At 70.7% G+C, this 24132-nt stretch carries 19 protein-coding genes, 1 tRNA gene and 1 riboswitch; of the genes, 3 read left to right on the forward strand and 17 right to left on the reverse strand.

From position 1 onward, the window contains the following. Positions 1-56: 56 nt before the first annotated feature. Entirely contained in the window at positions 57-968 is a 912-nt protein-coding gene (locus ACFV0T_RS31395; protein WP_385786464.1) for a Bax inhibitor-1/YccA family protein, read from the reverse strand. 198 nt (positions 969-1166) lie between these two features. Then, positions 1167-2342 (reverse strand): 4-hydroxybenzoate 3-monooxygenase, encoded by a 1176-nt coding sequence (locus tag ACFV0T_RS31400; protein ID WP_385786467.1) that lies wholly within the window; start codon positions 2340-2342, stop codon positions 1167-1169. Between the two features lie 354 nt (positions 2343-2696). Between ACFV0T_RS31400 and ACFV0T_RS31405 the strand changes: the two genes are divergently transcribed. Then, the gene (locus ACFV0T_RS31405; protein ID WP_385786470.1) at positions 2697-3029 is read left to right on the forward strand and encodes a hypothetical protein; all 333 of its coding nucleotides are present in this window, start codon (positions 2697-2699) and stop codon (positions 3027-3029) included. Positions 3030-3168: 139 nt separating this feature from the next. Here ACFV0T_RS31405 and ACFV0T_RS31410 read toward each other — a convergent pair. After that, positions 3169-3251, reverse strand: a tRNA-Leu gene (locus tag ACFV0T_RS31410). A 392-nt stretch (positions 3252-3643) separates the two neighbouring features. On the opposite strand from ACFV0T_RS31410, the gene ACFV0T_RS31415 reads away from it, so the two are divergent. Together ACFV0T_RS31415 and ACFV0T_RS31420 are read left to right on the forward strand one after the other, a co-directional pair. Further along, on the forward strand, positions 3644-4444 hold the full coding sequence (locus tag ACFV0T_RS31415) for an ABC transporter ATP-binding protein (protein ID WP_385786472.1): 801 nt from the start codon (positions 3644-3646) through the stop codon (positions 4442-4444). A 58-nt stretch (positions 4445-4502) separates the two neighbouring features. Then, positions 4503-7031, forward strand: a complete 2529-nt coding sequence (locus ACFV0T_RS31420; protein ID WP_385786475.1) for an ABC transporter permease — start codon at positions 4503-4505, stop codon at positions 7029-7031. A 65-nt stretch (positions 7032-7096) separates the two neighbouring features. Here the strand turns inward: ACFV0T_RS31420 and ACFV0T_RS31425 are convergent, their stop codons facing one another. The 14 genes from ACFV0T_RS31425 to ACFV0T_RS31490 form a co-directional block, all read right to left on the reverse strand. Further along, on the reverse strand, positions 7097-8401 hold the full coding sequence (locus tag ACFV0T_RS31425) for a class I SAM-dependent methyltransferase (protein WP_385786478.1): 1305 nt from the start codon (positions 8399-8401) through the stop codon (positions 7097-7099). Between the two features lie 251 nt (positions 8402-8652). Further along, entirely contained in the window at positions 8653-10062 is a 1410-nt protein-coding gene (locus tag ACFV0T_RS31430) for an NAD(P)/FAD-dependent oxidoreductase (protein WP_385786480.1), read from the reverse strand. 444 nt (positions 10063-10506) lie between these two features. After that, the gene (locus tag ACFV0T_RS31435; RefSeq protein WP_385786483.1) at positions 10507-11448 is read right to left on the reverse strand and encodes an exopolyphosphatase; all 942 of its coding nucleotides are present in this window, start codon (positions 11446-11448) and stop codon (positions 10507-10509) included. Further along, positions 11445-12116 carry a DUF501 domain-containing protein gene (locus ACFV0T_RS31440; protein WP_385786486.1) on the reverse strand — a complete coding sequence of 224 codons (672 nt, stop codon included), beginning with the start codon at positions 12114-12116 and terminating at the stop codon, positions 11445-11447. Before ACFV0T_RS31440 ends, ACFV0T_RS31435 begins: the two co-directional genes overlap by 4 nt. A 19-nt stretch (positions 12117-12135) precedes the next feature. Next, positions 12136-12612 (reverse strand): septum formation initiator family protein, encoded by a 477-nt coding sequence (locus ACFV0T_RS31445; RefSeq protein WP_385786489.1) that lies wholly within the window; start codon positions 12610-12612, stop codon positions 12136-12138. A 113-nt stretch (positions 12613-12725) separates the two neighbouring features. Continuing rightward, positions 12726-14012, reverse strand: a complete 1287-nt coding sequence (gene eno / locus ACFV0T_RS31450; RefSeq protein ID WP_385786492.1) for a phosphopyruvate hydratase — start codon at positions 14010-14012, stop codon at positions 12726-12728. 311 nt (positions 14013-14323) lie between these two features. Beyond that, positions 14324-15001, reverse strand: a complete 678-nt coding sequence (locus ACFV0T_RS31455; RefSeq protein ID WP_385786495.1) for a transglycosylase family protein — start codon at positions 14999-15001, stop codon at positions 14324-14326. A 3-nt stretch (positions 15002-15004) separates the two neighbouring features. After that, a riboswitch (cyclic di-AMP (ydaO/yuaA leader) is annotated at positions 15005-15173 on the reverse strand. Between the two features lie 265 nt (positions 15174-15438). Next, a complete protein-coding gene (locus ACFV0T_RS31460) occupies positions 15439-16356 on the reverse strand; it encodes a transglycosylase family protein (protein WP_385786498.1) in 918 nt (305 codons plus the stop codon). A gap of 144 nt (positions 16357-16500) precedes the next feature. Then, positions 16501-17784, reverse strand: coding sequence for a cytochrome P450 (locus ACFV0T_RS31465; protein WP_385786501.1), 1284 nt, complete (start codon positions 17782-17784; stop codon positions 16501-16503). After that, entirely contained in the window at positions 17781-19637 is a 1857-nt protein-coding gene (locus tag ACFV0T_RS31470) for a hypothetical protein (RefSeq protein WP_385786504.1), read from the reverse strand. Before ACFV0T_RS31470 ends, ACFV0T_RS31465 begins: the two co-directional genes overlap by 4 nt. A gap of 68 nt (positions 19638-19705) precedes the next feature. Then, positions 19706-20695 (reverse strand): nucleoside triphosphate pyrophosphohydrolase, encoded by a 990-nt coding sequence (locus tag ACFV0T_RS31475; RefSeq protein WP_385786507.1) that lies wholly within the window; start codon positions 20693-20695, stop codon positions 19706-19708. A gap of 88 nt (positions 20696-20783) precedes the next feature. Then, the gene (locus tag ACFV0T_RS31480; RefSeq protein ID WP_385786510.1) at positions 20784-21434 is read right to left on the reverse strand and encodes a SurA N-terminal domain-containing protein; all 651 of its coding nucleotides are present in this window, start codon (positions 21432-21434) and stop codon (positions 20784-20786) included. A 170-nt stretch (positions 21435-21604) separates the two neighbouring features. Continuing rightward, positions 21605-22432 carry a glycoside hydrolase domain-containing protein gene (locus ACFV0T_RS31485; RefSeq protein ID WP_385786513.1) on the reverse strand — a complete coding sequence of 276 codons (828 nt, stop codon included), beginning with the start codon at positions 22430-22432 and terminating at the stop codon, positions 21605-21607. A gap of 178 nt (positions 22433-22610) precedes the next feature. Continuing rightward, complete coding sequence (locus ACFV0T_RS31490; protein ID WP_385786546.1) at positions 22611-24095, reverse strand: protein kinase; 1485 nt, start codon at positions 24093-24095, stop codon at positions 22611-22613. Positions 24096-24132: the final 37 nt, after the last annotated feature.

Consider the following 24132-nt stretch of genomic DNA (forward strand, 5'->3'; position numbering starts at 1 on the left):
GGCGTGCCCGGGGCCCTTCGTCGGTAGGTCTACGACAGGCTTTCGCCGTCGAGGATCTAGTCGTTGCTGTTGAGGATCGCGATGATCCGCAGGAACTCCATGTAGATCCAGACCAGCGTCACCGTCATGCCGAAGGCGGCCAGCCAGGCCTCTTCGCGCGGGGCGCCGTACGCGATGCCGTCCTCGACCTGCTTGAAGTCGATGGCGAGGAAGCAGGCGCCGAGGATGATGCCGACGACACCGAAGATGATGCCGAGCGGACCACTGCGGAAGCCGAGACCGTCACCGCCGCCGAAGACCGCGAACAGCAGGTTCACCGCCATCAGCAGGATGAAGCCGAGCGCGGCCGCCATCACGAAGCCGACGAAGCGGCGGTTGACGCGGATCCAGCCGGCCTTGTACGCGATCAGCACACCGGCGAACACCGCCATCGTGCCGAGCACGGCCTGCATGGCCGCACCGCTGGCGATGCGGTTGTCGACGATGCTGGAGACGACGCCGAGGAAGACACCCTCGAGACCCGCGTAGGTCAGGATGAGGGCCGGCGAGGCCTTGCGCTTGAACGACTGCACGAACGCCAGCACCATCGCCACCAGTGCGGCGCCGATACCGATGCCGTACGAACGGCTGATGTTGGCGTCGTCGACCGGCAGCAGCGCCCAGGCGAGCGCGGCCGTGACGATCAGGAGACCAAGGGTGGTGGCGGTACGCAGGACGACGTCGTCCATCGTCATACGGCCGGCGGTGGTGACCGGGGCCTGCGGCGCGCCGTGCTGAAGGTCCTGCTGGGCGTACGGGTTCTGCGCGTAGGGGTTGCCGGACGGCTGGGCGTACGGACCGCCCTGCGCGTACGGGTTCCCATGCGTGCCGACAGCGGGTCCCCCGGCCTGCGGCGCGGTGTTGAAGCCCGCGTAGCCGCTGTCGCGGCTGAACCCCCGTCGCGAGAAGACCGGGTTTCTGCTCCTCATTTCACTCCTCCATGGCCACTCTGCGTGGGCCTTGGCTCAAGAGTAATAGGTAGGCAAAGGATTGACCCTAGTGCTTGGGGAGGATCTTTCCCTCGTCGTGCTGCGCAACACGCTACGCGGATCCTTGATTCCCAGTGGTGCGGGGGGTCATTCATGACCAAGCTGCGACACGTCCGGAACCGGTAGGAGATCATCCGTTCACCCGAACGGGTATCCGGTGTATCCCTCGGCGAGGTCGGTCTCCGCCGCGCGCGAGCCGGTGATCCGCTCCAGCCGGGCGAGCTGGAGGCGCTCCTCGAAGGGGGTGGCGCCGGGGAGCCGGTGCAGCATCGTGGTCATGTCGTAGGAGAACCGCTCGGCCTGCCAGACCCGGCGCAGACAGGTGGCGGAGTAGGCGTCGAGGAGCTCCGGCGAGCCCGTCTCCGTCGCGTACGTCAGCGCCCGCGCGAAGGTGACCACGTCACCGACGGCGAGATTCAGCCCCTTCGCGCCGGTCGGCGGCACGATGTGGGCGGCGTCCCCGGCGAGGAAGAGACGGCCGTGCCGCATCGGCTCGTGGACGTAGGAGCGCATGGGAGTGACCGACTTCTGCGTGATGGGCCCGCGGGCGAGCCTCCAGCCGTCGGCGGTCTCGAGACGCCGCTCCAGCTCGGCCCAGATCTCGTCGTCGGCCCAGGCCTCGGCGTCCGTCCCCTCGGGCACCTGGAGGTAGAGGCGGGAGACGGTCGGGGAGCGCATCGACAGCAGGGCGAAGCCGCGGTCGTGGCGGGCGTAGACCAGCTCGTCGTGGGAGGGGGCGACGTCGGCGAGGACGCCGAGCCAGCCGAAGGGGTAGGTCCGTTCGAAGACGCGGGTCGTCTCGGCCGGTATCGCCTTCCTGGCGATCCCCCAGAAGCCGTCGCAGCCGACGACGTAGTCGCACTCCAGGACATCTTCGCGCCCGTCACGGCGGAAGCGCACGCGGGGGCTGTCGGTGCCGGCCCCGTCGACCGCCAGGGCCTCCGCCTCGAACAGCAGCGGGCCGCCCTCCTCGATCTGGAGGGCGATGAGGTCCTTGCAGACCTCGGTCTGGGCGTACACCGTCACCGAGCGGCCGCCGGTGAGGGCGGGGAAGTCGACGCGGTGGCGGCGCCGGGCGAACCGCAGCTCGATGCCGTCGTGCCGCAGACCCTCACGGTCCAGGCGCTGCCCGGCGCCGGCCGCGCGCAGCACGTCCACCGTCCCCTGCTCCAGGATCCCGGCCCGCTGCCGCTGTTCGACGTAGGCCCGGTCCCGGCTCTCCAGGACGACCGCGTCGATGCCCGCGTTGCGGAGCAGCCGGGCGAGGAGGAGGCCGGCCGGGCCGGCGCCGATGATGCCGACGGTGGTGCGCATCGGACGTTCCCTTCGGATGGGCGTCATCGCCGTGATTCGCGAGTTCGAGAGTCCGGCCGCTTCGCCTGGTCGTCTGGTTCGTCTGGTTCGCCTGGTTCGTCTGGTTCGTCTGGTGAAATTAACTTCACCTTTATTTTCGCTGTGAGTCTGCGCTCCGGCTCCGACCGGTGTCAACGGCCGCGCGACGGCGGCTTTGATCAGCTACCCAAAAAACCGTTTCTGACCTGCGAAGACGACTGCGGTCCCGTCCGGTGGGCGCTCGCTCGGATGGTACGTTCCGTCGATCCGGTGTTACCTGGTGCGAGGGGAGAGACCGGAGGGGTGTGAACACCTCGGGGCTAAGGAGACTCTCATATGCGCAGGAACCCGGTCATACGAATTCTGGCTACCGCCCTTCTCACCGGCGGCGCGATCGCGGGAGTGGGAGCGGCCGCAAGCCCGGCCTCGGCCGCGACGGCCCCGGACGGCGTCAGCTCGCTGTCACACAACATCCAGACGAACGGCGGCGGCGGCGGCTGCGGATTCGGAGTCGGCTTCAACAGCGGCTTCAACCCGTTCTGCGGGTACGGCTTCGGGGGGTACGGCTTCGGAAACGGCTTCGGCAACGGCTTCGGCAACGTCGGCTACTACCCCTACAGCGCCGCTTACGGGTACGGCAGCACCCCCGTGGTGATCATCGTCCGCTGACGCGCCGACGGTGTGGAAGCGGCGAAGGACCGCGGGAAGTGACAGGAAGAGGGTCGCCGCGCCGCCGCGCGGCGGCCCTCCGCGGCCGAGGCCGCGACGACAGGCCGTTCCCGCGGTTCACTGACCGTGACTGCGGAAGTGCCCGGAACCGGACTCGAACCGGTACGCCCGCGAGGGGCAGCGAGGTTTAAGCTCGCCGTGTCTGCATTCCACCATCCGGGCAGGCCATGGCTCCGCGTCGAGGCCCCGAGCCTATCGGGACGCATCCCTCGAACAGCGGGCGGGCGGACCGATGTTGTCTTATTTTATTGACGTCTGAGGGTGCATCAGCACACGGAACACGCCATCCGCACTTGCCAATAGCGTGGCGTGGGCCAAGTGAGCCCGTATGCGGAATGACGGAATTTCACCGCCAGAACGAGGGTGCCCCACCTGTTATTCACACCCGGCGCTGTCAGGGTCGCCCGTCATCCCCAGGTATGACACAGCGCGGCACGGTCCGTCCGAAGTCTCCCTCCGGAACCGGAACAGCGGCTGACTACACGACGACCGGCGGACGCGACGATGGTCCACGTCCCCGAGAAACATCGTCGTCCCGCGAGGAGCGCCTTCCCGTGACCACCACACCCGTCGCCGGCCGGACCACCACCGTGGCCGCGCGCGCCACGGAGCTGTCGAAGATCTACGGACAGGGCGAGACCCAGGTGGTCGCTCTCGACCGGGTATCCGTCGACTTCCGGCAGGCCGAGTTCACCGCGATCATGGGCCCTTCCGGCTCCGGCAAGTCCACGCTGATGCACTGCGTGGCCGGCCTCGACACCTTCAGCAGCGGCTCCGTGCGCATCGGCGAGACCGAGCTGGGCTCGCTGAAGGACAAGAAGCTCACCAAGCTGCGCCGGGACAAGATCGGCTTCATCTTCCAGGCGTTCAACCTGCTGCCGACGCTGACGGCCCTGGAGAACATCACCCTCCCGATGGACATCGCCGGCCGCAAGCCGGACACGGCGTGGCTGGACACCGTGATCCGGATGGTGGGACTCGCCGACCGGCTCGGCCACCGGCCCTCGCAGCTCTCCGGCGGACAGCAGCAGCGGGTCGCCGTGGCCCGCGCGCTGGCCTCCCGGCCGGACATCATCTTCGGCGACGAGCCGACCGGAAACCTCGACTCACGATCCGGCGCCGAGGTGCTGGGCTTCCTGCGCAACTCGGTGCGGGAACTGGGCCAGACCGTGGTGATGGTGACCCACGACCCGGTGGCCGCGGCGTACGCGGACCGGGTGGTGTTCCTGGCGGACGGCCGGATCGTCGACGAGGTGTACGAGCCCACGGCGGACTCGGTGCTCGACCGCATGCGGAATCTTCCCGGGGGGAACCCCCAGAGCCCCGGCTTCGACGCCAAGGGCCACGCGAGCTGACATCCGCCGCGGCCTCCCGACGCTCCCTCACCCTCGTACACCTGGACTGAGACAACCCATGTTCCGTACCGCCTTGCGCAACGTACTCGCGCACAAGGCCCGGCTCCTCATGACCGTGCTCGCCGTGATGCTCGGCGTGGCGTTCGTGTCGGGAACCCTGGTCTTCACCAACACCATCTCGGACGCCTACCAGAAGAGCTCCGCCAAGGGCTTCGACCAGGTCGACGTGGCCGTAAGGTCGGAGAGCCAGGAGGACAAGGGCGACACGCCGAGCAAGACGCCCGAGCTGACGCAGGCGCTGCTCGACAGGAGCGCGCGGGTTCCGGGCGCCGCGTCCGCCGTCGGTGTCGTCAACGGCTTCACCGCCCTCGCCGACAAGGACGGCAAGCTCATCGGCGGCGGCTTCCAGTCGCAGGGCGGCAACTACTGGGGTCCGAAGGACGTCCGGTACCCGCTGGTCGGCGGCCACGCCCCGAAGGGCGAGGGCGAGGTCCTCATCGACTCCGCGACCGCGAAGCGCGCCGGCTACCAGGTCGGCGACACCGTGCGCCTCTCGGTCGACGGCCCGGTGCTGAACCCGACCGTCACCGGCATCTTCACCACCGACGACGGCAACGTCGCCGCGGGCGGCAGCCTCGCCCTCTTCGACACGGCGACCGCCCAGCGGCTGTTCGGCGAGACCGGCACGTACGACGAGATCGACGTGACGGCGAAGACGGGCGTCAGCCAGGCGGCGCTGAAGGCCGAGCTGGACAAGGCGCTGCCCGCGGACAGCACCGAGACCACCACCGGCCGGCAGCTCGCCGACGACCAGGCCGAGATGATCGCCTCGTCGATGAGCGGGCTGAAGCAGGGGCTGCTGGTCTTCGCCGGGATCGCGCTGTTCGTCGGCACCTTCATCATCGCCAACACCTTCACCATGCTGGTCGCCCAGCGCACCAGGGAACTGGCCCTGCTGCGCGCCGTGGGCGCCTCCCGCCGCCAGGTCACCCGGTCCGTGCTGATCGAGGCGTTCGTGGTCGGCACGGTGGCCGGGGTCACCGGGCTGGTCGCGGGCATCGGCATCGGAGCCGGGCTGCGGTCGCTGATGGGCACGCTCGACGCGGCCGTCCCCGACGGGCCGCTGGTCGTCTCCCCCGGCACGGTGGCCGCGGCCCTCGGGGTCGGCGTCGTCATCACCGTGCTCGCCGCATGGCTGCCGGGCCGCCGGGCCGCGAAGATCCCGCCGGTCGCCGCGATGAGCAGCGTGCACGCGAAGGCGAGCACCAGGTCGCTGGTGCTGCGCAACACGATCGGCGCGCTGTTCTCGGCCGCGGGCGTCGCGGTGGTCCTCGCGGCCACCACGATGGACGGCTCGGACGGGCAGGCCCCGATGGGTCTGGGCGCGGTGCTGCTCATCATCGGCGTGTTCATCCTGACCCCGCTGCTGTCCCGGCCGCTGATCGCGGCCACGGCCCCGGTGCTGCGCGCGTTCGGTGTGGCGGGCAAGCTGGCCCGCCAGAACTCGGTGCGCAACCCCCGCCGTACGGCGGCCACGGCCTCCGCGCTGATGATCGGACTGACCCTCATCACCGGGATGACGGTGATGGCGGGAAGCCTCCAGCACGCGATCGACAAGATGGCGTCGTCCGCGATCAGGGCCGACTACGTGGTGTCGATGGCGAACGGCAACTCCCTCTCCCCGGACGTCGGCAAGAAGCTGAAGGCCACCGACGGGGTGACCGCCACCAGCCCGCTGCGCAACGCGCCCGCGCGCGTCGAGGGCCGGACCGAGTACCTGACCGGCGTCGACGGCTCCGCCATCGGCAGGCTGACCGCGCTGACGCTGGACAGCGGCGCGTTCGAGGTCGGCGGTACGCGGGTCGTGGTCGACGACGACACGGCCAGGTCGCACCACTGGAAGGCCGGCTCGGACTTCACCGTCGGATACGAGGACGGCAAGAAGCAGCGGCTGAGCGTCGCCGGGGTCTACCAGGCCAACGAGATGATGCGCGGCATCATGCTCGACAACGCCGCGCTCGCCCCGCACCAGTCGGACCCGACCGACATGCAGGTCATGGTGAAGACGTCCGACGGCGCGTCCGACGCGGCCAAGGACCGGCTGGAGAAGGCCCTCGGCTCCAACCCGGCCATCAAGGTGCAGAGCAAGAAGGACATCTCCGAGGACATCGCGCAGATGTTCACGCTGATGCTGAACATGCTCTACGGCCTGCTCGCCATGGCGGTGATCGTCGCCGTCCTCGGTGTCATCAACACCCTGGCCATGTCGGTCTTCGAGCGCTCCCAGGAGATCGGGATGCTCCGCGCGATCGGCCTCGACCGCAGGAACATCAAGCGGATGGTCCGGCTGGAGTCGCTGGTCATCTCGCTCTTCGGCGGCGTGCTCGGCATCGGTCTGGGCGTGTTCTTCGGCTGGGCGGCCGGTGAGCTGCTGGGCACGAGGATGGCGACGTACGAGCTGGTCCTGCCGTGGGCGAGGATGGCGGTGTTCCTGCTGCTGGCCGCGACGGTCGGCGTGCTGGCGGCGCTGTGGCCGGCCCGGCGGGCGGCCCGCCTGAACATGCTGGCGGCGATCAAGTCGGAGTAGCGGTACGCCGTACGTGTGGGAGGGGCCCCGTTCCGGTGCGGAACGGGGCCCCTCACGTCGTGCGGTCAGTTCCAGACGCGGGCCCTGAGCGGCATCCCGGAGACGCCCGACCCGGGGGTGCGGACCGCCAGGACCTGGTTGACGCCGATGCGGTTGCGTTCGAAGGACACCGCGGAGGCCGCCATGTACAGGCGCCAGACGCGGGCGCGTCCCGGTCCGGTGAGCCGCACGGCCCGGGGCCAGTCGGCCTCCAGGTTGGCGACCCACCGGCGCAGGGTGAGGGCGTAGTGCTCACGGATCGACTCGACGTCGCGCACCTCGAAGCCGGCCCGTTCCAGCTGGGTGACCGTGGTGCCGACGGGTGCGAGTTCGCCGTCCGGGAAGACGTAGGCGTCGATGAACTCGTCCACCTCGTAAGCCGACTCGTCACGGTGCGGGCGGCGGGCGATCTGGTGGTTGAGGAGCCGGCCGCCCGGCTTCAGCAGGGCGTGCAGGTTCTCGGCGTACTCCAGATAGCGCTCGGCCCCGACGTGTTCGGCCATGCCGATGGAGGAGATCGCGTCGTAGGGGCCGTCGTGGACGTCCCGGTAGTCCTGGACACGGATCTCCACCCGGTCCGTCAGGCCCTCCTCGGCGACGCGCTTGCGGGCGTAGGCGGCCTGTTCCTGGGAGAGGGTGATGCCGACGACGCTCACGCCGTGCTCGCGGGCCGCGTGGACGGCCATGGAGCCCCAGCCGCAGCCGACGTCGAGCAGCCGCTGACCGGCGCTCAGCCCGAGCTTGCGGCAGACGAGTTCGAGCTTGTCGCGCTGGGCGTCCTCGAGGGTGGTGTCCGGTGCGGAGGACTCCCAGTACGCGCAGGAGTAGACCATCGACGGGCCGAGGACGGTCTCGTAGAAGTCGTTGCCGACGTCGTAGTGGTGGCTGATGGCGTGCCGGTCGGTGCGCCGGGTGTGCAGATGCAGACGGCCGCGGGGTCTGCGGACCTCCTCGCGGGGCGGGGCGGGCGGCAGCGCGGGGCCGGCCAGCTTGACCAGGCCGCGCACCGCGGCGCGCACCTGGGGCTCGCGCAGGGCCTGGGCGAGGGTCCTGGCGTCCTCGCCGCGCTCCCAGAACAGGCCGGAGAGCGCGTCCAGCGCGGTGTACAGGTCGCCCTCGACGTCGAGGTCCCCGGCGACCCAGGCCCGGGCCAGGCCCAACTCGCCAGGTTTCCAGAGCAGTCGGCGCAGCGCGCGCCGGTTGCGCACGACCAGCGTCGGGGCGCCCGGCGGACCCGCCTGCGAACCGTCCCAGGCGCGAATGCGCATCGGGAGAGGTTCCCCCAGCAACTGTTCGACGAAGCCCTTGAGCCGCAGCGCGGCGTCAGCCATGGCGCACACCTCCGTGAGAGCCGATCCCGGATGTCCGGACACCACGTAAACATCAGCGTGCCCGCGGCGCAGTCCCGCATTGGAGTTACAAACAGGCAAAATAGATGTAGCCAACATCAATAACGTCCGGTTCCAGCCGCGTTCGGAGACCTCGAAGCGGGCGCCCGAGCGGGCGCGTGAGCGGACGCCGAAGGGGCCGCCCGCACCACGGATGGCGGACGGCCCCTTCGGGGTGGTTCAGTGACCGTAGGTCAGGAGGCCTTGGCCTTCGCCTCGGTCTTCCCCGCCTTCTCGGCCTGCGCGGCCTTCGGCGCGGCGGCGACCGGGGCCGGCTTGGCGGCCTCGTAGAACTCCTCGCGCGGCGTCTCCAGCGCGCCGAGCGCGACGACCTCACGCTTGAGGAACATGGCGAGCGTCCAGTCGGCGAAGACCCGGATCTTGCGGTTCCAGGTCGGCATGGCCAGACCGTGGTAGCCACGGTGCATGTACCAGGCGAGACGGCCCTTGACCTTGATCTTCATCTTGCCCATGACGATCATCGCGACGCCCTTGTGCAGGCCGAGGCCCGCCACCGCACCCTTGTTGGAGTGCGAGTACTCCGCCTGCGGGAAGCCCCGCATGCCGGAGACCACGTTGTCGCCGAGGACCTTCGCCTGACGCAGCGCGTGCTGGGCGTTCGGCGGGCACCAGGCGTTCTCCACACCGGCCTTGCGGGCGGCGACATCCGGCACCTGGGCGTTGTCGCCCGCGGCCCAGATGTAGTCCGTGCCCTGGACCTGGAGGGTCGGCGCGCAGTCGACGTGACCGCGGGGACCCAGCGGCAGGCCGTAGCGGGACAGGACCGGGTTCGGCTTGACGCCGGCCGTCCACACGATCGTGTTGGAGTCGACCTCGAGGCCGTTCTTCAGCACCACGTGACCGTCGACGCAGGAGTCCATCGAGGTGGAGAGGTAGATCTCGACCCCGCGGCTCTCCAGGTGCTCCTTGCCGTACTGGCCGAGCTTGGGGCCGACCTCGGGAAGGATCTTGTCGGCGGCGTCGACCAGGATGAAGCGCATGTCCTCACGGGACACGTTCTTGTAGTACTTGGCCGCGTCCCGGGCCATGTCCTCGACCTCACCGATGGTCTCCGCACCGGCGAAACCGCCGCCGATGAAGACGAAGGTGAGCGCCTTGCGGCGGATCTCCTCGTCGGTGGTGGAGTCGGCCTTGTCGAGCTGCTCGAGGACGTGGTTGCGCAGGCCGATGGCCTCCTCGATGCCCTTCATGCCGATGCCCTGTTCGGCGAGGCCGGGGATCGGGAAGGTGCGGGAGACCGCGCCGAGCGCGACGACCAGGTAGTCGAAGGGCAGCTCGTACGCCTCGCCGACCAGCGGGGCGATCGTGGCGACCTTGCGGTCCTGGTCGATGGTGGTGACCCGACCGGTGAGAACCTCCGCCTTGGGCAGCACGCGTCGCAACGGGACGACGACGTGGCGCGGGGAGATGCTGCCGGCGGCGGTTTCGGGGAGGAAGGGCTGGTAGGTCATGTACGACCGGGGGTCGACGACCGTGACGGTCGCCTCGCCGTAGCGCATCTTCTTGAGAATGCGCCGAGCTGCGTACAGGCCTACGTACCCACCGCCTACTACGAGGATCCTGGGACGCTCCGTGGTGCTCATGGGATCGAGTATCCACCCGCCCCAGGGGGGTCGCTCGTGCGCCCCTTCACAAGCTTCGGCGGGGGGTGTGCTATTCTCCGCGACTCGCGTGATCCAGATCATGGCGGCGACCGGGAACCGGTGTCCGGGATGAGCCGTTGTCAATGCCGTGTGAGCTGCGGCTCCGGGTGTTCGGACACCTCGCGAGCCCCCCGCGGGAGACACGTTCGACACCCTGGCGAAACACCCCCGACACGCTCCGCTGAGCAGGCTCACCGGGCCGTTGAGCCCCCGAAAGGGCCAACCGGGGGCCCTGGATCCACCGGCACGGCCCAATTCCTTGTGAAGAACTTCACGAACTTTTGCGGCGAGGTGTCGCCCAGGCGGGTCACACGACACCCAGGACCCGCTCATACGTCATTCGGCCTGCTCAGCGGAGGGCCGCCGAGCAGGTCCGGAACCCGGCTACGCCACCGACCAGGCGATCCCGTCGAGGATGTCGTGCTCGCTCACCACGACCTCCTCGGCCCCGATCCGCTCCATGATCGAGAGCAGCACGAGGGCGCCCGCCCCGATCACGTCCACCCGGCCCGGGTGCATCGAGGGGATCGCCGCGCGCTCGGCGTGGGTGGAGCTCAGCAGCCACTCGGTGATCTCGCGGACCCGGTCGCGGGAGACCCGGGAGTGGTGGATGGCGACCGAGTCGTACGCGGGCAGTTCCTGCGCGATCGCCGACACGGTGGTGACGGAGCCGGCCAGGCCGACCAGGGTGTGCGCCTCCCGCAGCGGGACCGTCTGCTCCGCGAGGTCGAGGGCCGCCTCGATGTCGGCGCGCATGGCCGCGATCTGCTCCTCGGTGGGCGGGTCGGTGACGACCCCGTCCCGGACCAGGTGCCGCTCGGTCATCCGTACGCAGCCGATGTCGACCGAGCGTGCGGCGCGCACCGTGGCGTCGCCGACGACGAACTCGGTGGAGCCGCCGCCGATGTCCACGACCAGGTAGGGCCGGGCGAGGTCGTCGCGCCCGGTCAGTTCGCGGGTGGCGCCGGTGAAGGAGAACTCGGCCTCCTGGTCGCCGGAGATGACCTCCGGCTCGACACCGAGGATGTCCAGCACCCCGCGCACGAAGTCGTCGCGGTTCTCGGCGTCCCGGGAGGCGGAGGTGGCGACGAAGCGGAGGCGCTCGGCGCCGTGCTCCTTGACGACCTCCGCGTACGCGCGACAGGCGGCGAAGGTGCGCTCCAGCGCCTCGGGGGCCAGCCGGCCGGTGCGGTCCACGCCCTGGCCGAGCCGGACGATGGTCATCCGCCGGTCCAGGTCGACGAGTTCGCCCGTCTCCGGGTCGGCGTCGGCCACGAGGAGCCGGATGGAGTTCGTACCGCAGTCGACTGCGGCCACCCGGGTCACTGGTCGGCCTCCCCGGACTCGGCGGACCGGGCAGGCTCGACGGAGTCGGCGGGCTTCGCGGACTCGGCACCCTCGGCGGCCCTGAACGCGAAGTGGCCGGCGTCGGCGCCCTCGCCGCTCGTCTCGACCTGCCGTCCCGCGCCGGACGGCGGCACGGCCGGGGTCACACAGGCACCCTTGCTCCACCACTGCGGCAGCATCGCGAGCGCCTCGTCGCCGAGCGGGTTCACGCCCGGTCCGGCCGCCAGCGAGTGCGCGACCAGCACATGCAGGCACTTCACCCGGTCCGGCATCCCGCCGGCGCTCGGGAAGCCCGTCAGCTCCTCGATCTCGTCCCGCCGGCGGATGTAGTCCTCGTGCGCCGCACGGTACGCGTCGGCCAGCTCCGGGTCGGTCTCCAGCCGGGCCGTCATCTCCTTCATCACGCCGTTCGCCTCCAGCGTGCCGATCGCCCCGGAGGCCTTGGGGCACGTCAGGTAGTACAGCGTCGGGAAGGGCGTGCCGTCGGGCAGGCGGGGCGCCGTCTCGACGACGTCCGGCTGTCCGCACGGGCACCGGTGCGCGATGGCGCGCAGCCCGCGCGGCGGCCGCCCGAGCTGCTGCTTGAAGGCCTCGACGTCCGCGTCGGTGGGCTCGGTGCGCGGGGTGGGCGGCGGGGGCGTTTCCATGCCTGTCTTTTCTATCCGTTCACTGGTCGGAGGCGTCGGACTTGTCGACTCCGTCCCAGACGTTCGAGTACCAGGGGCGGTGGGCCGCTCCCAGGGGGGCGCGCGACTGCTTGACCGCGTCCGGGTCGATCACCACGTAGCCGGTCTCCCCGGGCATCACGTAGTGCAGCCGCTGCCGGATCTGCTGCTCGGCGTACGCGTCGTCCTGCCAGCGTGCCTTGAGGTCGCGCAGTTGCTCCACGCGCTCGCTGGCCTGCTGCTGCCGACGCTTCATGTCGGCGATCTCGGCGCGCTGGGAGACGTACTGCCTTATGGGATAGGCGAGGGCCACGATCAGCGAGCACAGGACGAGGGCGAGCAGCGCGGCCCGGCCGGTGAGCCGGGAGCGGCGGGCCTGGCGTCTGGTCTGGGAGCGGTAGACCCGCGCCGCCGTCTGCTCGCCGAGCAGCCGCAGCCTGGTCGTGGTGGAGAAACGGTCCCGGTCCTTCACGGCCATCTGGCTCTCCGCCTCCCCTTCACACCCGTCACACGCGCGTACGTCCCCGGACACGGTACGGGACCGAGTACGGGGACGTACGTACGACTGGCTCAGGCTTGACCCTGTACGGCTCAGCCCTTGAAGCGCGGGAAGGCGCTGCGGCCGGCGTACACCGCGGCGTCGTCGAGGATCTCCTCGATGCGCAGCAGCTGGTTGTACTTGGCGACGCGGTCCGAGCGGGCCGGGGCGCCGGTCTTGATCTGACCGCAGTTCACGGCGACCGCGAGGTCGGCGATGGTGACGTCCTCGGTCTCGCCGGAGCGGTGCGACATCATGCACTTGAAGCCGTTGCGCTGGGCCATCTCGACGGCGTCCAGGGTCTCGGTCAGCGAACCGATCTGGTTCACCTTGACGAGCAGGGCGTTCGCGGAGCCCTCCTCGATGCCGCGGGCCAGGCGCTCCGGGTTGGTGACGAAGAGGTCGTCGCCGACGATCTGGACCTTGTCGCCCAGCTTGTCGGTGATGACCTTCCAGCCGGCCCAGTCGTCCTCGTACAGCGGGTCCTCGATGGAGACGAGCGGGTACGCGGAGACGAGCTCCTCGTAGTACTCGGTCATCTCGGCGGCCGAGCGGGACTTGCCCTCGAACTCGTACTTGCCGTCCTTGTAGAACTCGGACGCGGCGACGTCGAGCGCGAGCGCGATCTGCTCGCCGGGGACGTAACCGGCCTGCTTGATGGCCTCGACGATGAGGTCGAGGGCGGCGCGGTTGGAGTCCAGGTTCGGGGCGAAGCCGCCCTCGTCGCCGAGACCGGTCGACAGACCCCTGGTCTTCAGCACCTTCTTGAGGGTGTGGTAGACCTCGGCGCCCCAGCGCAGCGCCTCGGAGAACGACTCCGCGCCGATCGGGGCGATCATGAACTCCTGGATGTCCACGTTGGAGTCGGCGTGCGAGCCGCCGTTCAGGATGTTCATCATCGGAACGGGCAGCAGGTGCGCGTTCGGGCCGCCCAGGTAACGGAACAGCGGCAGGTCGCTGGCCTCGGAGGCGGCGTGCGCGACGGCGAGGGAGACGCCGAGGATGGCGTTGGCGCCCAGCGAGCCCTTGTTGTCGGTGGCGTCCAGGTCGAACATCGCCTGGTCGATCAGGCGCTGCTCGGTGGCGTCGTAACCGACGAGCTCCGGGCCGATCTGCTCGATGACGGCGAGGACGGCCTTCTCGACACCCTTGCCCTGGTAACGGTTGGGGTCACCGTCACGGAGCTCGATGGCCTCGAAGGCACCCGTGGAGGCGCCGGACGGAACGGCGGCACGACCCGTGCTGCCGTCGTCGAGGCCGACCTCGACCTCGACCGTGGGGTTGCCTCGGGAGTCCAGGATTTCCCGGGCTACGACGACGTCGATGGACGGCACGAGCATCTCCTTCTGGGATGTGACGCGAGCTACGCCGGGCCGTAGGCCCGGTCGGGCGCGGGCCTGTGGTGGCCCCGCGGGACTGAGCCTAACCGTCTCCGGGCGATCGGCCAGCCTCCGACCGCCCCGAGCGCGGAACCGAGAGTAAATTGTTTCCGAACGGAACAAAGCCGGTTCACAAAAATCCCCGCTCCGGTGCGTACGGGGGAACACGCACCGGAGCGGGGAGCCCGTGGGGACGGGGGCGGCCTTCAGAGAGCCTCCACTAATGGGAGACACGGACAGGGGAGCGCCGCGGTTCAGCTACGAGCCGGGCGTCACTTCAGGTGCAGCTGCTGACCCGGGTAGATGAAGTCGGCGTCGGCGACGATGCCCTTGTTCAGCTTGAACAGCGCCGGCCAGCCGCCCTTCACCTGGTGCTTCACGGCGATGGCGCTGAGGGTGTCGCCCTTGACGACCTTGTACTCGCCGTCACCCTTCTTGACCTTCTTGCCGGTCGGGGTGGTGACGGTCTTCGGGGCGGCCGGGCGCGCGGCGGAGCGGGAGGCGGCCTGCTTGTCGGTGGAGCGGGTGGTGGTCTTGGCGGGCTTGCTCGGCGTACCGGCGGAGCCGCCGGTGTAGGCGGCACCGGACAGACCCTTGCCGCAGGTCGGCCAGGCGCCCTTGCCCTGCGCGGCGAGGACCTTCTCGGCGACGGTGATCTGCTGGGCCTTGGAGGCCTTGTCGGCGGTGGCCGCGTACTGCGTGCCGCCGTAGGCGGCCCAGGTGGAGGCGGAGAACTGCACGCCGCCGTAGTAGCCGTTACCGGTGTTGATGGACCAGTTGCCGCCGGACTCGCACTGGGCCACGGCGTCCCACTGGGAGGCGGTGGCGGCGGAGGCGCTGCCGACCGCCATCAGCGGAGCGGCGACGGCTACACCGGTGACACCGGCCAGCGCGGCGACCCGGGTGGCCTTGGACGGACGACGGTGCTTGCCCTTGCCGGAAAACAGCATGCTTGATCCCCTCACCGACGCCTGCGAGGTGAGCTGTCGGGTTCGAGCCGGTTGAGTTGCCCGGCCGCGTCCCTCACGGGACACGGCTTCACCCCGAGCCGGAACCAGCTTCAACTGCTGGGCCCGGCACCTACCTTGGGTCCCCCGCTCCTGCCTACGGCGCTTGACGCGACGACTGTTCCCGGACGGCCGCTGGCAGGACTCGGCGTTGCGGCAGCCGGTGCCCGCGGTGGCGAGCGGTCACGACCGTAGACACGGGATCCGCCGAATTCCAAAGACGATCAGGGCCTCTGAGACTCATCCCACACTTTCACCAAAACGGACATTTAACGGCGAACCAGGGCGTCAACTCCCGCCGCTTTTCGCCCGTTTAGGCACCGACTCGTCGGCTCTGACCAGCAGTCGGCCCACCGGCCGTGCGTGGCACGAGGGTCGGCCTACGAGCCTGCCGTGGCGTAGGCGGTCGAAGCGTGCCGCCCGACGAAGGAGAAGGCGTCGGCCGCGTCCGCCGCTTGCTCGTCGGCGCTGCCGCCGCGATGGCGGCCGGTGCCCGACGCGTCGGCGGCCGGCGCGCCCGTATCGGCGGCCGGCGCGCCAGTGTCGACGCTCAGCGCGCCCGTGTCGACGAGGCCCGAAGAACCGATGGCCTGCCGGGAGTTGTCCGAGTCGCCGCCCCTGGCCCCGTCCGTGGACGAACCGGCACCGCGTCCCGCGTCATCCGCACCGGAGTCAGACGCCCCATCGGACCCGGCAGCTCCCGTCGCACCCGAAGAGGGAGTGGAAGAGGACGGTTCACCGGAAGGCAGGATCGAGGGAACGCCGGTGGCCTCACCGGAAGGCTGGGCCGACGGGCCGCCGGACGCCTCGCCGGAAGAGCCGGACAGACCGAGCGAGTCGGACAGTGAGGGCGAATCGGAGGAGTCGGACGATCCGCCCGAGGAGTCGCCCAGTACACCCGTGTCGATGTTCGCCGACACGGAGTCCTTGGCCAGCCCCGAGAGCAGTCCGCACGTGGACCAGGCCTCGACACCCTGGTCGGCGAGGACCTTCTCGGCGACGGCTATCTGCTGGGAACGGCTGGCCAGGTCGGCTCTGGAGGCGTAGTCGAGACCGCCGTACCGCTCCCAGTCGTCCTGGCTGAGGTGAAGGCCGCCGTAGTACCCGTTGCCGGTGTCGGCGCTCCAGGAGCCGCCGGTCTCGCACTGCGCGACCTGATCCCAGGTGCTGCTCTCCGCCGCGCTCGCGCCGGTGGCGGCGAGGAGCGGGATGGCGATGGCGGAGCCGGTCACTCCGGCCGCGACGAGCAGGGCCGGAGCCTGACGGGGGCGACGATGACGACCGTTCCCGGAGAGCATGCGGAGACCTTTCGCGCGACAGAGGTGAGCGGCACGGTGAGTGAGGCTGAGGGCCGTGCTGATGGCTGAACGTATCGGCAGACGATCACTTGTCACAAGTTAATGCCGCGTAGATCACGTGAAGATCACATTGTTGAACGCGTGTCATCTTTGCGCGGAGGACTCCGCGGTGAACTCCACGGGCAGGGTCCGCAGTCCACGCATGATGAGCCCGCCACGCCATCTCAGCTCGGCCGGATCCGCCCCGAGCCGCAGATCGGGGAGCCGGGTGAGGAGCGTGGCGAGCGCGGTCCGCCCCTCCAGCCGGGCCAGCGGCGCGCCCAGGCAGTAGTGGATGCCGTGGCCGTATCCGAGGTGCTGGTTGTCGCGGCGGGAGAGGTCCAGCACGTCCGGATCGGCGAACCGCTCCGGATCCCGGTCCGCGGCCGCGAGGACGACGAGGACGGGGTCGCCGGCCGCGATGTCCTGCCCGCCGATGCTCAGCGGCCTGGTGGCGAACCGCCAGGTGGCCAGCTCCACGGGGCCGTCGTAGCGCAGGAGTTCCTCGACGCCGGTGGCCAGCAGGCCGTGTTCGCCGGCTGCCAGGGACGACTGGAGGCGGGCGCGCTGGTCGGGGTGGGTCAGCAGGGCGTACAAGCCGTTGCCGATGAGGTTGACGGTCGTCTCGAAACCGGCGAACAGCAGGATGAAGGCCATCGCGGCGGCCTCGTTCTCGGTGAGGTGCTCGCCGTGGTCGGAGGCGCGGATGAGACCGGAGATGAGGTCCTCGCCGGGCGCGGCGGTGTCCGACAACGCCTCCCGTTTGCGGTGGATGAGCTCGGCGAGATAGCCGCGCATCTTCTTCACCGACCGCGCGACCCCGCCCCGCGGGCCTCCCCCGTGCCGGATCATCATGCCCGCCCAGTCGCGGAAGTCGTCCTGGTCCTCGCGCGGGACGCCGAGCAGGTCGCAGATGGCGTAGATGGGCAGCGGGAAGGCGAACTCGTGGATGAGGTCGGCGGAGCCGTGCCCGGCGAACCCGTCGATGAGCCGGTCGGTCAGCTCCTGCACCCGCGGCGCGAACTCCGCGACCCGGCCCGGCGTGAACGCCTTGCTGACCAGCCGCCGGAGCCTGGTGTGGTCCGGCGGGTCGATGTTGAGCAGGTGGGTCATCAGCTCGGCCTTGCGCTCCCCGGGGATGCCGGTCTTCCCCTTGGCGTGCGCGGGCTCGTCGTGGTGCGCCGGGTTCTTGCTCAGCCGCTGGTCGGCGAGGGCCTGCTTGGCGTCGGCGTACCGGGTGACCAGCCAGGCCTCGACCCCGCTGGGCAGTTTCGTCCGGTGCACGGGGGCGTGCTCGCGCAGCCAGGCGTAGGCCGGATACGGATCGGCGGCGAACTCCCAGGTGAAGAGCTCGGGGGCGGGGGGCGGGGGGTGGGGCTGGTTGGTCACTCCCTGACGGTAGCTGGCCCGCCCCGCCGCACGGCACGGCTGTCTCCCAGGGGACCGTCCAAGACCTGCGCGGCGGGACCGTCCCCGGCCTGGACGGCCCGGCTCAGCCAGTACGCGGCGTGGTTGCGGTGGATCAGGCCGAGGTGGCGAAGGGCGAGCACGTCGCCGTGCCCCGCGGCCGCCTCCAGATACGGAACGGCCCCTTCCTCGTCGCCGCTCTCCAGGAGCAGTTCCGCCAGCCGTACGGCCGACGGGGTGTGGCCGAGGTCAGCGGCCCTGCGCAACCAGTCCTCGTGCTCCTCGCCCTCGGTGTGCGCCGCGAACATCACCATGATCGGGAAGTCGCCCGCCTCGACCCGCGGACGCAGCGCGGCACGTGCCGCGTCCAGCACGGCTTCGCGGCGGCTCGAGGCCCAGCGCCTCGACTCGTCGAGCAGGATCCGCCACATGTTGTCGGGGACCGTCGGCAGGTCTCCCGACCCCAGCGCCTCGGCCACGAGCGCCCCGTACGCCCGCCAGGTGCCGGGCCGCTCCCCCGCCACGAGCAGTCCCGAGACCCCGAAGAGCGGGGCCGTCGCCCAGGCCAACGCGTCCTCGAACGACTCCCGCTTCCGCGCCTCCGTGGGATAGGCGTCCTCGACCGCCCGGAGCAGAGCGGTCGGCACGGCCTCCCTGACACCGCACCGCGTGAGGTCGACGGCCACCTGGACGAGCAACTGGCCATGTGGATGCTCGACTTGGGTCCCGCTGCGCTGCCACTCGTCGAACAGGAGATGCCCGATCGCGAAGTAGGGGGCGGCACCTTCCCGGCCGCTCCACATGAAGGCCGGATAGGCACGCGGGTCGTCCGTGTCCTCGGCCAGCCGACGCAGCTCCGCCGCGCTCCACTCACGCGGGAGTTCCACCTTGCGTGCCATGGCCACCACGTTCGCGCCGGGCGCGGAGCGGCGCCGGTAGTACTCGTCGGCGCTCATCGTGCCCAGCACGACCACGCCCAGACTGGTGAGCAGGCCCAGCAGCCGTCGGTCCAGGCCGCCCGGCTGCAGGTGATCGGCGAGTTCGTCGAGCCAGACGACGTACCGCCCGGGTCTGCCCTTGATCGCGCCGAGCAGCCGGCGCAGTTCCTCGCCGGGCGCGGGCGCGTACAGCCGGTGGCCCGCCAGCGACCGCACACCGTTCCACGCGGTGTAGGACCTGCCCGCGTACGGCTCGCCCAGGATCAGGACCAGGCCCGCATGGGCGAGCAGACCACGCAGTTCTCCGTCACAGTCGCGGGGAACATACGGCGGCACGTCCGGCAGTCCGGGCACGTGCCGGGTAGGGCGCACACCGAACTCGACCGGATCGACCTCACCCACGGGCCGCCACTCGGCGGTCGCGAGCACCGTCCCGTAGTTGTACTGCACGCCGACCACCCCCTGGTGAAAGGTGGCCTGACCGAAGTCGACATGGTCGCCGGCCGTATGGTGCACGGTCTGGTCCCGGCCGGCATCGGGCGTTGCGGCGGGGGCCGCCGAGGCGACAGAACCGGGGGGCGTGCCGCCGCCGACGGCGCCCCTGCCCTTGGCGCCTTTGGCACCCCTGGCGACCGGGGCACCCCTGGTGGCCGGAGCGGCGGGAGTGGAGCGGCCCGGGGTCGCGAAGGCGTCACGGATGCCGAAGCCCCGGCGGGGCGCGGCCTGTGCCCTCACCCGGGCGAGGAGATCCTCGTAGATCTCAGGGCTCTGCTCGCGCAGGACGCGCAGATGGCTACGGAGCGAGTCGAGGTCCGCATACCCATGGACGAAAGTCTGCCGCTCGTGCCGCGGCATCTCCAGAAGTGCCTCGGCCAGCCACTCCAACTCCCGCTCCATGCAAGCCCCCACGCATAGCAGCCACCCCTGTGGGCAACGGTACTAGCGCCTGATCCGCAAGGCAGGTCCTACGGCCGCAGGCCTTCGGCTGTGCGTACCGCGTCGCGGTAGGTGCGGGCCGCCGCTCGCAGGGCCGACTCCGGGTCCACGCCCTCCGACTCTGCGCGGGCCGCCAGGGCCAGCAGTTCGTAGCCGATGCCCTCGGTCCGCGGGAGCGGGACGTCGAGACCGGCCGTGCGGACGCGGGAGGCCAGCTTGGCGGCGAGCGCCAGGCCCGGCTGGTGCAGGGGGATGCCCTCGGTGACGGAGGTGCGCCGCTTCTCCTGGGCCTTGGTGCGCAGCCAGTGCTCCTTGACCTCCTCGGGAGTGGAGGCGGTCGCGTCGCCGAACACGTGCGGGTGGCGGTGGATGAGCTTGGTGACGATGCCGGCGGCCACGTCGTCGATCGAGAAGGGCGGCTCGTCGTCCTCGGCGCGGCCCTCCTCGGCGATACGGGCGTGGAAGACGACCTGGAGGAGGACGTCGCCGAGCTCCTCGCGCAGCTCGTCCCGGTCGCCGTCCTCGATCGCCTCGACGAGTTCGTACGCCTCCTCGATGCCGTACTTCGCCAGGCCCTTGTGGGTCTGCCGGGACGACCAGGGGCACTCGACCCGGATCCGGTCCATGACCTGCACCAGGTCCAGGAGGCGGGCGCCCGGGAGGTCGTAGGAGGCGGGGAGCAGTTCCAGCTCCGGCATCGCCACGCGGCCGGAGCCGGCCAGCCGGGCGAGGCCGTCGGTGAGGGCCGGTTCGCCCTCGCCGGTCGCCACGACCACCACCGTACGACCGCCCGCGCACGCCGCGACCAGTTCCTCGGCCGTCGGGGAGGCCTCGTCGACCGCGGTCCCCGCCTCGCGCAGATACGGCAGTTGCGGGTGCGCTCCGTCCGCGCACAGCACCCGGTCGGCCGCGCGCAGCGCCTGCCAGGCCGGCCAGGACAGCAGTCCGGGGGCGACCCGGTGGCTGGTGGTGAGCAGGACGATGCGGCCGGTCGCGGCTTCGGGGCTGGGTGTGTTCACGCTTCGAACGTAACGCACGGCGCCGACGGTCCCCCGGTCGTCCACGGGCCGAGGCCGAGGCCTGGGCCGGGCGGCGGCGCCGTACCCGTCACGTCGGCTGCTGCTGCGAGCCGGCCGCCGACACCTCCCGCACCCACGGCGTCTTCGCGTCGACCCGGCTGACCTTCTGGACGTCCCAGCTGCCGTAGCGCGGGTTGAGGTCGACGTGGAGATCCTTGGACGCCTCGGACAGGGCCTTCCAGAACGCGGGCTGGTTGGTGTCGGTGCCGAGGTGCGCGGCGAGCTTCTGGGCCTCCAGCTGGAGGCGGAGGTTGTCGTCGAGACGCTGCGGCGGGATGTCGTACTGCTGGAGCCAGGCCGCCTCCAGCCCCGCGGCGCCGCCAGCCTGCTGCTCCAGTCCGGCCCGCATCTGCTGGATCTCGTTGCGGGTGACGCTGACGCCCGCGTCCCGGGCGGCCCGCTGGAGCACCTGGTCCAGGACCATGCCGTGCAGGGTGTCCCGGGTGAGGTTGCCGGTGGTGGCGATGGTGCGCGCGTACTGCGCGTCGTCCGACACCGCCGCGCGCTGCGCCGAGCGCACCTCCTGCACCCTGCTCTCCAGCTGCGACACGGTGATCCGCTCATCGCCGACGACGGCCGCGGCGCCGGGATGCGCCTCGTTCCCGCAGGCGGTGAGGAAAGGGCCCGCTGCGACGATCGCGGCGGAGAGGAGGAGCGCGGTGCGACGGCGGCGGTGCAAGGAAACCTCCCGAGGAGATTGTGCGACGGTGCACAAAGTCTTGCGGTGATCGATGGTAGGCAGTGGCCACGCTCTGGCCAACCCATTCGACCAACGATTCACCGGGACTTACGGCACCGCCGCGCCCGCACCGGGTCGCCGGCCGCGTGTGCGGTCCTCGTGCACGGTCGTCAGCCGGTGATGGCCACCGGGCCGTCCCAGGTGTCCCGGTCCACGGTGATCGTGTACCCGCCGATGGTCTCCTTGCTGTTGACCATGTACTGGTGGCCCCGGCTGTGGTTCGTCCACTGGGTCGGGCCGAACGGCCAGTCGGCGGTGGTGGTGTACTGCTTGTCCCACAGCGCGTACCACATGTTGCCCGGCAGGTCCGTCTTGTCGGTGGCGTTGGCGATCGCCTTGGCGCTGGAGCTGGTGAAGCCGTAGTAGCCGGAGCGGTACGTCTTGGCGCGCAGGGCCTTGTCGAAGGCGCGCACGTACGTCAGGACGGCGTCGTTGCACGCCTTGTTCGTGATGTCGTACGACTCCATGTCGAGGTAGACCGGGCTGCCGGCCTTCATCCCGAGGGCGGAGGCCTTGGCCACCGCGTCGGCGGCGTCCTTGGCGCCGAGCGAGGCGGCGGTGGAGGCGCTGATCTTCTCGGGGCTGGAGCCGGTCTGGCAGGGCGGCTGGGCGCCCACGTAGATCGGGATGAGCTTCCAGCCGACCGTGCTGACGGACTTCACCCAGGACGCGGTGAGGTTGGCCTGGGCGCAGCCGCGGTTCTTGCCGCCGATGTAGACGGCGGCGGCGCCGTAGGTGCCGTTGTGCCAGGCCTTCATCGCGGACAGGGAGGGCGCTGCGCAGGTGTCGAAGGCGCGGCCGGTGAAGGTCTTCTGCGCGGGCCAGACCGTGGCGGCCATGGAGGTCTGCGCGGCGATGCCGGCCCCGGCGACGACGGCGGCCCCGGCCGCCGCCCACGTGATGTATCTGCGCTTCCTCGACTGACGATGGCTGGACATGTGTGACCCCACCCCTTGGTTCTGCCGGGGACACCGGCAGGTTGTGCGATGACGGCGCGTGCGGCGCGAAACCGATCGCGACCCGGCGAAACGGATCGCAACCTAACTGGACACGCACCTCTGTTCGGGAAAAGCCGCCCCTAGAAGCTCACAAGTTTCCCTCAGAACACAGCAAAATCTAGCCACGCACCTGTCCCAGCCACTGCAACGTCCGCCGGATCTCCGCCGCGAGCGGATGTCCGGGGCCGTGCAGCCGCTCCACGTCGTGCAGCAGCCGGGCCAGCATGTCGTGGGCGGCGGCGCGGTCGCCGAGCGCCAGCAGCAGATGGCCGATACGGCGGCGGACGTCGAAGGCGAGCTCCGGGTCGCCGGCGACGTACTGGTTCTCGTAGTACGGCAGCAGCGCGCGGTACTCCGCGAGCGCCGCCGCCGGTTCGCCCAGCTGCTCCAGGCACTGGGCGGCCTCGTAGCGGTAGCGCAGGGACTGCGGGTCGGCCTGGCCGGCCTCGGTGGCGCGTTCGTCGGCGAGGCGGCGCAGTTCGGGCAGCGCGCGCCGGTACTGGCCGTCGTCCATGAGCGTGGCCGCGTACTGCTTGCGCAGGGTGCGGACGACCGGGGAGTGCTCGCCGTGCTGCTGCGCGGCGGCGGGCAGGATCGCGCCCAGTATGTCGACGGCCTGGGTGATGCGGCCCTCGCCGAGGAGACGCTTGACCTCGTCGACGGCACCGGCGACATCGGGCTTCTCGGCGACCGGCGCGACGGAGGCGGGCTGGGGCGCGGGCGTGCGCGCCCGGTCCGGCCAGGGAGCGTGCGGGCGCAGGAAGGGGCGGGTGGGGTCCAGGGGCGCCCCGGTGGGCATCCCCCGCGCGGGCAGCAGCAGCGCCAGGTGTTCGTACACCTCCTGCGCGGAGGCCGGTCGATGCTGCGGGTCCTTGGCGAGCAGGCGCAGGACCAGGTTCTCGAGCGCCTCCGGGACCTCGGGGCGCAGCCGGCGCACCGGCAGCGGCGGCTCGTACAGGTGCCGGTGCAGCACGCCGAGCGCCGTCGAGCCCGCGAACGGCACGTCGCCGCTCAGGAGTTCGTGCATCAGCACACCGAGCGCGTACAGGTCGGTGTACGGGCCGACCGCGCCGCCCATGGCCTGTTCCGGCGCCATGTACGCGGGCGAACCGATAGGAGATCCGGTGTGCGTGAGGCGGGTGGTGTCGGTGTCCATGACGGAGGCGACACCGAGGTCGAGAACGGTGACCGTGCCGTCCTGCTTCACCATCACATTGCGCGGCTTCAGGTCCCGGTGGACGATCGGCACGGCGTGCACGGCGCTGAGTACGGCGCACAGTTGCGCGGCGACCGCGACCGCCCACTGCCACGGGTACGGGTCGTGCTCGGCATGGTGGTCGGAGAGGTCCGCGCCGTCGACGTACTGCATGACGAGGAACAACTCCTCGCCCTCGCTGCCCGCGTCGTGCACGGTGACCAGGCCGGGGTGGTCGACCTGCGCGGTCACCCGGCACTCGCGCACGAAACGGCGGCGCAGTTCGTCCGCCTCCTGGCCGGCGACCTTGTCGGGGCGCAGCAGCTTCACCGCCACGCGCCGGTCGAGCCGCTGGTCGTAGGCCGTCCAGACCTGGCCCATGCCGCCCTGCCCGATGAGCGTGGCCAGTTCGTACCGGCCGGCGACGACGCGTCCGGTCGCCACG

Source organism: Streptomyces sp. NPDC059582, from assembly GCF_042735715.1.
Classification (GTDB): Bacteria; Actinomycetota; Actinomycetes; order Streptomycetales; family Streptomycetaceae; genus Streptomyces.